Annotated in this window: 8 protein-coding genes; 5 read left to right on the forward strand and 3 right to left on the reverse strand. The window is 70.6% G+C overall.

Annotated features, from left to right (window positions below; all coding sequences use genetic code 11):
- The first annotated feature begins 10 nt into the window (after positions 1–10).
- Complete coding sequence (locus ABT116_RS20195) at positions 11–724, forward strand: glycoside hydrolase family 12 protein (RefSeq protein ID WP_351635500.1); 714 nt, start codon at positions 11–13, stop codon at positions 722–724.
- Between the two features lie 31 nt (positions 725–755).
- On the opposite strand, the gene ABT116_RS20200 is transcribed toward ABT116_RS20195, so the two are convergent.
- From ABT116_RS20200 to ABT116_RS20210, 3 genes are all read right to left on the reverse strand, one after another.
- On the reverse strand, positions 756–1,943 hold the full coding sequence (locus ABT116_RS20200; RefSeq protein WP_351635502.1) for a sulfotransferase family protein: 1,188 nt from the start codon (positions 1,941–1,943) through the stop codon (positions 756–758).
- 109 nt (positions 1,944–2,052) lie between these two features.
- Positions 2,053–4,095 (reverse strand): glycoside hydrolase family 31 protein, encoded by a 2,043-nt coding sequence (locus ABT116_RS20205; protein WP_351635505.1) that lies wholly within the window; start codon positions 4,093–4,095, stop codon positions 2,053–2,055.
- A gap of 173 nt (positions 4,096–4,268) precedes the next feature.
- Positions 4,269–5,282 carry a LacI family DNA-binding transcriptional regulator gene (locus tag ABT116_RS20210; RefSeq protein WP_351635508.1) on the reverse strand — a complete coding sequence of 338 codons (1,014 nt, stop codon included), beginning with the start codon at positions 5,280–5,282 and terminating at the stop codon, positions 4,269–4,271.
- A gap of 349 nt (positions 5,283–5,631) precedes the next feature.
- Between ABT116_RS20210 and ABT116_RS20215 the strand changes: the two genes are divergently transcribed.
- The 4 genes from ABT116_RS20215 to ABT116_RS20230 form a co-directional block, all read left to right on the forward strand.
- A complete protein-coding gene (locus ABT116_RS20215; RefSeq protein ID WP_351635511.1) occupies positions 5,632–7,572 on the forward strand; it encodes an acyl-CoA dehydrogenase family protein in 1,941 nt (646 codons plus the stop codon).
- A gap of 96 nt (positions 7,573–7,668) precedes the next feature.
- Positions 7,669–8,925: a 1-deoxy-D-xylulose-5-phosphate reductoisomerase gene (dxr, locus tag ABT116_RS20220; RefSeq protein WP_351635514.1), complete on the forward strand. Its 1,257-nt coding sequence runs from the start codon at positions 7,669–7,671 to the stop codon at positions 8,923–8,925.
- Positions 8,922–10,226 (forward strand): M50 family metallopeptidase, encoded by a 1,305-nt coding sequence (locus ABT116_RS20225; protein ID WP_502983904.1) that lies wholly within the window; start codon positions 8,922–8,924, stop codon positions 10,224–10,226. Before dxr ends, ABT116_RS20225 begins: the two co-directional genes overlap by 4 nt.
- 168 nt (positions 10,227–10,394) lie before the next feature.
- Positions 10,395–10,590: flavodoxin-dependent (E)-4-hydroxy-3-methylbut-2-enyl-diphosphate synthase (locus ABT116_RS20230; protein WP_351635517.1), on the forward strand; the 196-nt coding region annotated here is incomplete at its 3' end.

The raw sequence follows: 10,590 nt of genomic DNA on the forward strand, positions 1-10,590 counted from the left end.
AAGGGACACCATGGCATCACGCACGCTGAGCAGGGTCACCAAGGCCCTGCTGGCTCCCGCCCTGGCGCTCGGCGCCACGATCGGTCTCGCCTCCGCCCCCGCCTCCGCCGCCGTCTGGAACACCTGCGACCAGTGGGGCCAGACCAACCTGAACGGCTACACGCTCTACAACAACATCTGGGGCGGCGGCGCCGGCAGCCAGTGCATCTGGGCCAACTCCGGCACCAACTGGGGAATCTGGGCCAACCACCCCAACACCGGCGGCATCAAGTCCTACCCGAACCAGACGAAGGCGATCAACAAGTCGATCACCTCGCTGGGCTCGCTCTCCAGCAGCTACAACGTCAGCGTGCCGTCGTCGGGTGCGTACAACACGTCGTACGACATCTGGGACACGGACCACGACTACGAGATCATGCTCTGGGTCAACAAGACCGGACCCGTCGGCCCGCTCGGCACCTCGCAGGGCAGTGTCAGCCTCGGCGGCCACTCCTGGAACGTCTTCAAGGGCACCAACGGCGCCAACGAGGTGTTCTCGTTCATCCGCACCTCCAACTCCAGCTCCGGCACCGTGAACATCCTGTCGATCCTGAAGTGGATCAAGGACACCAAGAAGTGGATGGGCAACGAGACGATCGGTGACGTGCAGTTCGGCTACGAGGTCACCTCGTCGTCCGGCGGGCTGAACTTCACCACCAACAACCTGACGGTCAGCAGCAGCTGATCCGTCGCGGGGGCCGGGGCCGGCCGTGCCGTCAGGCGCGGTCGACCTCGGCCCGCAGCGCGTCGTACCCGGCGAAGGCGGACTCGACCTCGTCGCGGGTGAGGCCGTAGCGGGACAGCTCGTAGGTGTGCTTGCGGGTGCCCTTGGGGCGGGCGACGGCCGCGGGGAGCCGGGCCGCGTCGGCATCGGTCCACGGGGCGCCGACGGCGGCGTAGAGCTTCGGGGCGCCGCTCGCGGGGTCGGAGCCGAGCCAGGAGTACGGGGCGTCCACGAGCTGCTGTGCGGGGACGGCGGCCCGGGTCGCGAGACCGCGCGTCATGGCCCGGCTCAGCAGGCCCAGCCAGGTGGCGCCGATGCCGGCCAGGTCCACGGGCCGGGTGCTGACGGCCATGCCGTGCTCGATCAGGGAGCAGAAGGACGCCACGACGGTGACCGGGTCGCGGTGGCACCACACGATCGTGGCGTCGGGGAACACCGCCAGCAGCGCGTCCAGGTTCTCCAGGTGCATGGGGGACTTCAGCATCCAGCGCCGCCGCGGACGGCCGTACTGGAGCACCTGGTAGACCTGCTTGAGGTACCGGTAGTCGGCGGTGAAGTCCCGCGCGCAGTGCCACGCCAGGTACGCGGGGATACGGGCCTGGGAGAAGGGCATCAGGGCGTGCGGCAGCGCGAACGTGCACTCCTCGGGGCCTTCGGCGGCCATCGCGTGGATGTCACGGAAGCGCGGTGCGAACAGGTCCGTGCCCCGCACCATCCGGCGCCCGGCCGCGATCGCCCGGCGCCGCTGCCGGGGCGGCAACTCCAGGTCCGGCGCGAGCAGTTCCCACAGCAAGGGGGACCGGTGCCCGTCCGAGAGCGACAGCACGGAGTGCGTGACGGTGGTCGCGGTACGGGGCAGCCCCACGACGAACACCGGCCGCTCGATGGGCTCCCGCTCGATCTCCGGGTGCTCGGCGATCAGCCGCCGCACCCGCGCCCGGTTGGCGAGATGCCGCCGCACGTGCCCCTGTGCGGCCTGCCAGCCGACCGGAGTGAGGTGCTCGGCCTGCGCCCACCAGCCGAGCAGCGCCCGGAAGTCGTCGACGAAGTCCCCGTCCCCAGGCGCCTCCCCGGCCTCCACCACGATCCGGTCGAAGATCCGGCCGGGGTTCCGGCGGGAACCGAAGGCGGGCCGCAGCGCCAGGTCGGCGAGAGTGAGAGCGAGCGGAGGCGAGGACACGCAGAGAACCTAGTCCGTTCGACCGCGCTTCACAGGACGGAAGTTGGCCGACAGTCGCGAAGGGGTGGCCGGAAGACCTCCATCGATCCGGCCACCCCTCGCGACACGGCTACTCCGCCACCGGCAGCCGTGCCCCGTCCCGCAGAAACAGCGGGATCCGGTCCAGCGGGGCGTCGACCGTCACGGCCTGTCCGCCCTCGTACGTCTCACCCGTCCAGGCGTCCGTCCACGACGCACCCGCCGGCAGGTACGCCGTACGGGCCGTGGCGCCGGCCGTCAGCACCGGCGCGACCAGCAGGTCGGGGCCGAACAGGTAGGAGTCGTCGACCGGCCAGGCCGCCGGGTCGTCGGGGAACTCCAGGAACAGCGGCCGCATCACCGGCAGCCCCTCCTCGTGGGAGGCGCGCATGACGTCCAGCACGTACGGCTTCAGCCGCTCGCGCAGCCGCAGGTACCGCTCCAGGATCGCCCCGGCCTCCTCGCCGTACGACCACACCTCGTTGGGCCCGCCCGTCATCTCCGGGCCCAGCGGCATGCCCGGGTCGCGGAAGCCGTGCAGCCGCATCAGCGGTGACAGCGCGCCGAACTGGAACCAGCGGACCATCACCTCCCGGTACGCCGGGTCGTCCGGGTCGCCGCCGTGGAAGCCGCCGATGTCGGTGTTCCACCACGGGATGCCCGACAGGGCCGTGTTGAGTCCGGCCGCGATCTGGCGGCGCAGGGTCGGGAAGTCGGTGCCGATGTCACCGGACCACAGGGCGGCGCCGTAGCGCTGACTGCCCGCCCAGGCCGAGCGGTTGAGGGTGACGATCTCCTCCTCGCCGGTGGCGGCCAGGCCCTCGTAGAACGTGCGGGCGTTCTCCGCCGGGTAGGCGTTGCCGACCTCCAGGCCCGGGCCCGCCCAGTAGCGCAGGTTCTCCTGGAAGCCGGGCTTCAGCTCCGGCTCGCAGGCGTCCAGCCAGAACGCCGTGATGCCGTACGGGTCGAGGTAGTTCTCCTTCACCCTCGACCACACGAACTCCCGGGCCTCCGGGTTGGTGGCGTCGTAGAAGGCCACCTGGACGGTGGAGGCGACCTCCTTGTCGGGCCAGTCGGCGTGCGCCATCGGCCCGTACTGGGTGCCGATGAACCAGCCGCGCTGCTCCAGGACCGGGTGGTTCTCGCTCAGCGGCGACACCGACGGCCAGACGCTCACCACCAGCTTGATGCCGAGTTCCTCCAGCTCCCGCACCATCGCCCCCGGGTCCGGCCACTCCTTCGGGTCGAACTTCCAGTCGCCGAGGTGCGTCCAGTGGAAGAAGTCGCAGACGATCGCCGAGATGGGCAGCCCCCGCCGCTTGTACTCCCGGGCCACCGCCATCAGTTCGTCCTGGGTGCGGTAGCGCAGCTTGCACTGCCAGAAGCCCGCCGCCCACTCCGGCAGCATCGGGCTGCGGCCGGTCACCGCGCTGTAGCGGCGCTGGCCGGCGGCCGGGTCGCCCGCGGTGATCCAGTAGTCGATCTGCCGGGCCGAGTCGGCGACCCACCGGGTGCCGTTGTGCGCCAGCTCCACGCGGCCGATCGCCGGGTTGTTCCACAGCAGGGTGTAGCCGCGGCTCGAGGTCAGCACGGGGATGCCCACCTCGGCGTTGCGCTGGACCAGGTCCAGCACCAGGCCCTTCTGGTCGAAGCGCCCGTGCTGGTGCTGGCCGAGGCCGTACAGCTTCTCGTCGTCGTAGGCGGTGAAGCGCTGCTCCAGGCGGTGGTGGCCGTTGCCGACGGCCGTGTAGAGGCGCGAGCCCGGCCACCAGAAGTGGGCGCGGTCCTCGGCGAGGATCTCGGCGGAGTCCTCCGTCCGCAGGAAGCGGATCAGGCCCTCGGCGCTCACCTCGACGGTGAGCGCGCCGACGGTCAGCAGCCCGGTGCCGTCCTCGATCTTCACCGAGGCCGGCGTCGCGGGAGCCTCGTCGAGCAGGGCTCCCGGGAGCCCTTCGAGGAGCGGGCCGCCGAGCCGGGCACGCACCCGGACCGCGTCCGGACCCCACGGCTCGATCCGGAGGGTCTCCTGGCGGCCGCTCCACTCCAGCGCGCCGTCCCGCTCGCGGAACGTGCCGATGGTCGGGGAGGACTGCGCCAGACTCACCTGGGGCTGGGTTTCAGCAGGCTGATTCACGCGTGCTCCTGTGCTCCTGGAGGAGTGCGGACATGGGGGTGCCCAGAGAGGAGGGCGGTGTTCGAGGCGGGTGGGGGAGGAGTGCTCACGACGGTCGTGCTCACGATCGTCGTGCCGAGGGTTGCCCGTGGTACCCGGGTGGTACCGGGGGTACCTAGTGGTGCTTGCCGGGCCTACGACCGGCTCGGCGCCGGACCCGTGCTCCCCCGTACCGTCAGCTCGGGCGCGATCAGCACGACCTCGTCGCTGCCCCGCCCGTCGAGCTTGGCGACCAACTGGTCCACGGCGTGCCGGCCCATCTCCTGCGCGGGGATGGCCACCGACGTGAGCCGCACCGAGGCCTGCATCGCGACCTGGTCGGGACAGATCGCGACCACCGACACGTCCTCCGGCACGGCGCGGCCCTGCTGCCGCAACAGCGCGAGCAGCGGCTCGACCGCCGACTCGTTCTGCACGATCAGTCCCGAGGTGTCCGGGCGTTCGTCGAGGATCCGGGCGAGGGTGACCGCCATCGCGTCGTACCCGCCCTCGCACGGCCGGTGCAGCAGCCTCACGCCCAGCTCGCGGGAACGGGACCTGAGCCCGTCGAGGGTGCGCTCGGCGAAGCCCGTGTGCCGCTCGTAGACGGCCGGGGCCTCCCCGATGACGGCGACGTCCTGGTGCCCCTGCTTGGCCAGGTGCTCCACGCACAGCGCGCCCGTCGCCCGGAAGTCCAGATCGACGCAGGTCAGCCCCGAGGTGTCGGCGGGCAGCCCGATCAGTACGGACGGCTGGTCCGTCGCGCGCAGCAGCGGCAGCCGCTCGTCGTCGAGTTCGACGTCCATCAGGATCATGCCGTCGGCGAGCCCGCTGCCGGCCACGCGGCGCACCGCGTCGGGGCCCTCCTCGCCGGTGAGCAGCAGCACGTCGTACCCGTGGGCGCGGGCGGAGGTCGCCACCGCGATGGCGATCTCCATCATCACGGGCACGTACATGTCCGTGCGCAGCGGGACCATGAGCGCGATGATGTTCGACTTGCTGCTGGCCAGGGCGCGGGCCCCGGCGTTCGGGTGGTACCCGAGCTCGCGGATGCTCCGCTCGACCCGCTGCCGGGTGTTCGCGGAGATGGACCGCTTGCCGCTGAGGACATAGCTCACCGTGCTCGCCGAGACTCCGGCGTGCTGGGCGACCTCGGCGAGGGTGACCATCCAGCTCTCCAAGCTCTTGTGAAGCGCTTCGACAGTGCGCGTTGCTGATAAAGGGGTGTGAGGATGGTTCGACAGTAGCTCCAGCGGGAGTGGGTGTCCATAGTCTGTCGAAGCGCTTCGATGCCGATTTCCGGGAGCGCTCTCGAAGCGGGAACCGGCCAGAGTGAGGACACTTCGATGCAACACCGTCGTCAGGCGCGCGACAAGGGCCGGGCGCGCTCCACCCCCTTCGGCTGAACGGACGCGCCAGGACTGGTGGGAGCGTCCGGATTCGGGTACCAACGATCCAGTAGCACTGGTCGGTAACGAAACGGTCCTCCATCTTCCTAGTTGCGGCGAGGTGCCCCTCATGTCCGCTTCCACCACCCCCTCTTCCCGTCCCGCCGTCACCGAGCGGGAGGCCCGCGAGGTGGCGGAGGCCGCCCGGGAACAGCACTGGCGCAAGCCCAGCTTCGCCAAGGAGCTGTTCCTCGGCCGCTTCCGGCTCGACCTCATCCACCCCCACCCCCTCCCTGCCGACGAGGCGGCCCAGCGCGGCGAGGAGTTCCTCGCCAAGCTCCGCGACTTCGTCGAGACCAAGGTCGACGGCGGCCTCATCGAGCGCGAGGCCCGGATCCCGGACGAAGTGATCGACGGCCTGAAGGACCTCGGCGCCTTCGGCATGAAGATCGACACCAAGTACGGCGGGCTCGGCCTCGGGCAGGTGTACTACAACAAGGCGCTCGCCCTGGCCGGCTCCGCGAGCCCCGCGATCGGCGTACTGCTCTCCGCGCACCAGTCGATCGGCGTGCCCCAGCCCCTGAAACTGTTCGGCACGCAGGAGCAGCGGGAGCGCTTCCTGCCGCGCTGCGCCCGCACGGACATCAGCGCCTTCCTGCTCACCGAGCCCGACGTCGGCTCCGACCCGGCCCGCCTGGCCACCACCGCGGTGCCCGACGGGGACGACTACGTCCTCGACGGGGTGAAACTGTGGACCACCAACGGCGTCGTCGCCGACCTGCTGGTCGTCATGGCCCGGGTCCCCAGGAGCGAGGGCCACCGCGGCGGCATCACCGCCTTCGTCGTGGAGACGAACGCGCCGGGCGTCACCGTCGAGAACCGCAACGCCTTCATGGGCCTGCGCGGTATCGAGAACGGCGTCACCCGCTTCCACCAGGTCCGCGTCCCCGCCGCCAACCGCGTCGGCGAGGAGGGCCAGGGTCTGAAGATCGCCCTGACCACGCTGAACACCGGGCGGCTCTCGCTGCCGGCCTCCTGTGTGGCGGCCGGCAAGTGGTGCCTGAAGATCGCCCGGGAATGGTCCGCGGCCCGCGAGCAGTGGGGCAAGCCCGTCGCGCACCACGAGGCGGTCGGCTCCAAGATCTCCTTCATCGCGGCCACCACCTTCGCCCTGGAGGCCGTGACCGACCTGGCCTCCCAGATGGCCGACGAGGACCGCAACGACATCCGCATCGAAGGCGCCCTCGCCAAGCTGTACGCCTCCGAGATGGCCTGGACGATGGCCGACGAGCTGGTCCAGATCCGCGGCGGACGCGGCTTCGAGACGGCCGACTCCCTGCGGGCCCGCGGCGAGCGCGGCGTCCCGGCCGAGCAGCTGCTGCGCGACCTGCGCATCAACCGCATCTTCGAGGGCTCCACCGAGATCATGCACCTGCTGATCGCGCGCGAGGCCGTCGATGCCCACCTCTCGGTCGCCGGCGACCTCATCGACCCCGAGAAGTCCCTGGGCGACAAGGCCAGGGCCGGCGCGAACGCGGGCGTCTTCTACGCCAAGTGGCTGCCGAAACTGGTCGCCGGCCCCGGCCAGCTCCCGGCCTCGTACGGCGAGTTCAAACACGACGTCGACCTCTCCGGCCACCTGCGCTACGTCGAGCGCACCGCCCGCAAGCTCGCCCGCTCCACCTTCTACGCCATGTCCCGCTGGCAGGGCCGGATGGAGTCCAAGCAGGGCTTCCTCGGCCGGATCGTCGACATCGGCGCCGAACTGTTCGCCATGAGCGCGTCCTGCGTGCGGGCCGAGCTCCTGCGCAGCCAGGGCGACCACGGCCGCGAGGCCTACCAGCTGGCCGACGTCTTCTGCCGTCAGGCCAGGATCCGTATCGAGGAGCTCTTCACCCGTCTGTGGACCAATACCGACGACCTCGACCGCAAGGTCGTCAAGGGCGTCCTGTCCGGCACGTACGAGTGGCTTGAGCAGGGCATCGTCGACCCCTCGGGCGAGGGCCCCTGGATCGCGGACGCGACACCGGGACCGAGTCAGAAGGAGAACGTCCACCGGCCGATCCGGTAACCCCGGCCTCTCCGGGGGCGCGCACGGAGGTGGCGCGCGCCCCCAGGAGGGGGATGCGCTGTCCTCACACACGATGCTTACGGCAACAATGGAGCAATGAGCGACAGTCCAGCCCCCCTCGCCGACCCGCACCTCGTCTACGACCCCGTGGCGGGCGACGGCCCCAAGGACGTGGTGATCCTCGGCTCCACCGGGTCCATCGGCACCCAGGCCATCGACCTCGTGCTGCGCAACCCGCACCGCTTCCGGGTCACCGGCCTGTCGGCCAACGGCGGCCGCATCGCCCTCCTCGCCGAGCAGGCCTACCGGCTGCGGGTGCGGACGGTGGCGGTCGCCCGCGAGGACGTCGTACCGGCCCTGCGCGAGGCGCTCACCGCGCAGTACGGTCCCGGCGAGTCGCTCCCCGAGATCCTCGCCGGCCCGGACGCGGCCACCCAGCTGGCGGCGTCCGACTGCCACACCGTCCTGAACGGCATCACCGGCTCCATCGGACTCGCCCCGACCCTGGCCGCCCTGGAGGCGGGCCGCACCCTCGCGCTGGCCAACAAGGAGTCGCTCATCGTCGGCGGCCCGCTGGTCAAGGCCCTCGCCAAGCCCGGGCAGATCATCCCGGTCGACTCCGAGCACGCCGCCCTCTTCCAGGCCCTGGCCGCCGGCACCCGCGCCGACGTCCGCAAGCTGGTCGTCACCGCCTCCGGCGGCCCGTTCCGCGGCCGTACGAAGGCCGAGCTCGCGAGCGTCACCGTGGAGGACGCCCTCGCGCACCCGACCTGGGCCATGGGCCCGGTCATCACGATCAACTCCGCGACCCTCGTCAACAAGGGCCTGGAGGTCATCGAGGCGCACCTCCTCTACGACATTCCCTTCGACCGCATTGAGGTCGTCGTGCATCCCCAGTCGTATGTCCACTCGATGGTTGAGTTCACGGATGGTTCGACACTGGCCCAGGCGACCCCGCCCGACATGCGCGGGCCCATCGCCATCGGCCTCGGCTGGCCCGAGCGCGTGCCCGACGCGGCGCCCACCTTCGACTGGAGCAAGGCCTCGACCTGGGAGTTCTTCCCGCTCGACAACGAGGCCTTCCCCTCGGTGAACCTCGCCCGGCACGTGGGCGAGCTCGCGGGCACCGCCCCGGCGGTGTTCAACGCGGCCAACGAGGAGTGCGTGGAGGCGTTCCGCCGGGGCGCACTGCCCTTCGACGGGATCATGGACACCGTCACCAGGGTCGTCGAGGAGCACGGCACCCCGCGTACGGGAACCTCGCTCACCGTGTCGGACGTCCTCGAAGCGGAGACCTGGGCGCGGACCCGGGCCCGGCAACTGGCGGCACAGACGGCGGAGGCCCGTGCATGACGACCCTGATGTTCATCCTCGGCATACTCCTCTTCGCGGTCGGCCTGCTGTTCTCGATCGCGTGGCACGAGCTGGGGCACCTGTCCACCGCGAAGCTCTTCGGCATCCGCGTGCCGCAGTACATGGTCGGCTTCGGCCCCACCCTCTTCTCGCGCAACAAGGGCGAGACGGAGTACGGCATCAAGGCCATCCCGTTCGGCGGCTACATCCGCATGATCGGCATGTTCCCGCCCGGCCCCGACGGCCGGATGGAGGCCCGCTCCACCTCCCCGTGGCGCGGCATGATCGAGGACGCCCGCACCGCCGCTTACGAGGAACTCCAGCCGGGCGACGAGAAGCGCATGTTCTACACGCGCGCCCCCTGGAAGCGCGTGATCGTGATGTTCGCGGGCCCCTTCATGAACCTGGTCCTCGCGGTGGCGCTGTTCCTCACCGTCCTGATGGGCTTCGGCATCACCCAGCAGACCACCACGGTCAGCTCGGTCTCCCAGTGCGTCATCGCGCAGAACGAGAACCGCGACAAGTGCGAGAAGGGCGACCCGGCCGCCCCCGCCGCCGCGGCGGGCCTCAAGGCCGGCGACAAGATCGTCTCCTTCGACGGCGTGAAGACCGACGACTGGAACAAGCTGTCCGACCTGATCCGCGCCACCCCCGGCAAGGAGGTGCCGATCGTCGTCGAGCGGAGTGGCCAGGACGTCACCCTGCACGCGAAGATCGCCACCAACCAGGTCGCCAAGAAGGACTCGAGCGGCCAGATCGTCGAGGGCCAGTACGTCTCCGCGGGCTTCCTCGGCTTCAGCGCCGCCACGGGCGTGGTCAAGCAGGACTTCGGCGACTCCGTGACCTGGATGGGCGACCGCATCGGCGAGGCCGTCGACTCCCTCGCCGCCCTCCCCGGCAAGGTCCCGGCCCTGTGGAACGCGGCCTTCGACGGCGCCGAGCGCGAGGCCGACTCCCCGATGGGCGTGGTCGGCGCGGCCCGCGTCGGCGGTGAGATCTTCACCCTCGACATCCCGCCCACCCAGCAGCTGGCCATGGCCCTGATGCTGGTCGCCGGCTTCAACCTCTCGCTGTTCCTGTTCAACATGCTCCCGCTGCTGCCGCTCGACGGCGGTCACATCGCGGGCGCGCTGTGGGAGTCGCTGCGCCGCAACACGGCCAAGGTGCTGCGCCGGCCGGACCCGGGCCCCTTCGACGTGGCGAAGCTCATGCCGGTCGCCTACGTCGTCGCGGGGATCTTCATCTGCTTCACGATCCTCGTGCTGATCGCAGACGTGGTCAACCCGGTGAAAATCTCCTAGTCATACGGCGTTCACGGCGGCCCGGCAGGCTTTTCGCCGGGTCGCCTCCCATTGAGTGGCACGGCGGGTGGGATGTGCTCGCCCCGAGGCATGTGCCGTAATCTCGAAGCTCGGAGCCCGCTGCTCACGGGACCGGACCTTGATCCACGACTTGGGGTTGCACAGCAGATGACTGCGATTTCTCTCGGCATGCCGTCCGTTCCGACCAAGCTCGCCGAGCGCCGGAAGAGCCGCAAGATCCAGGTCGGATCCGTGGCCGTCGGCGGAGACGCCCCCGTGTCGGTGCAGTCGATGACCACGACGCGCACGTCCGACATCGGCGCGACCCTCCAGCAGATCGCCGAACTCACCGCCTCCGGCTGTC

The organism is Streptomyces sp. NPDC002130, assembly GCF_040296465.1.
GTDB lineage: Bacteria > Actinomycetota > Actinomycetes > Streptomycetales > Streptomycetaceae > Streptomyces.

What these genes read in the sequence shown, in the direction of transcription:
- ABT116_RS20195 (WP_351635500.1), top strand. Translation starts at nt 11, where the DNA reads ATGGCATCACGCACGCTGAGCAGGGTCACCAAGGCCCTGCTGGCTCCC.
- ABT116_RS20210 (WP_351635508.1), bottom strand. Translation starts at nt 5,282, where the DNA reads ATGGTCACCCTCGCCGAGGTCGCCCAGCACGCCGGAGTCTCGGCGAGC.
- ABT116_RS20215 (WP_351635511.1), top strand. Translation starts at nt 5,632, where the DNA reads ATGTCCGCTTCCACCACCCCCTCTTCCCGTCCCGCCGTCACCGAGCGG.
- dxr (WP_351635514.1), top strand. Translation starts at nt 7,669, where the DNA reads ATGAGCGACAGTCCAGCCCCCCTCGCCGACCCGCACCTCGTCTACGAC.
- ABT116_RS20225 (WP_502983904.1), top strand. Translation starts at nt 8,922, where the DNA reads ATGACGACCCTGATGTTCATCCTCGGCATACTCCTCTTCGCGGTCGGC.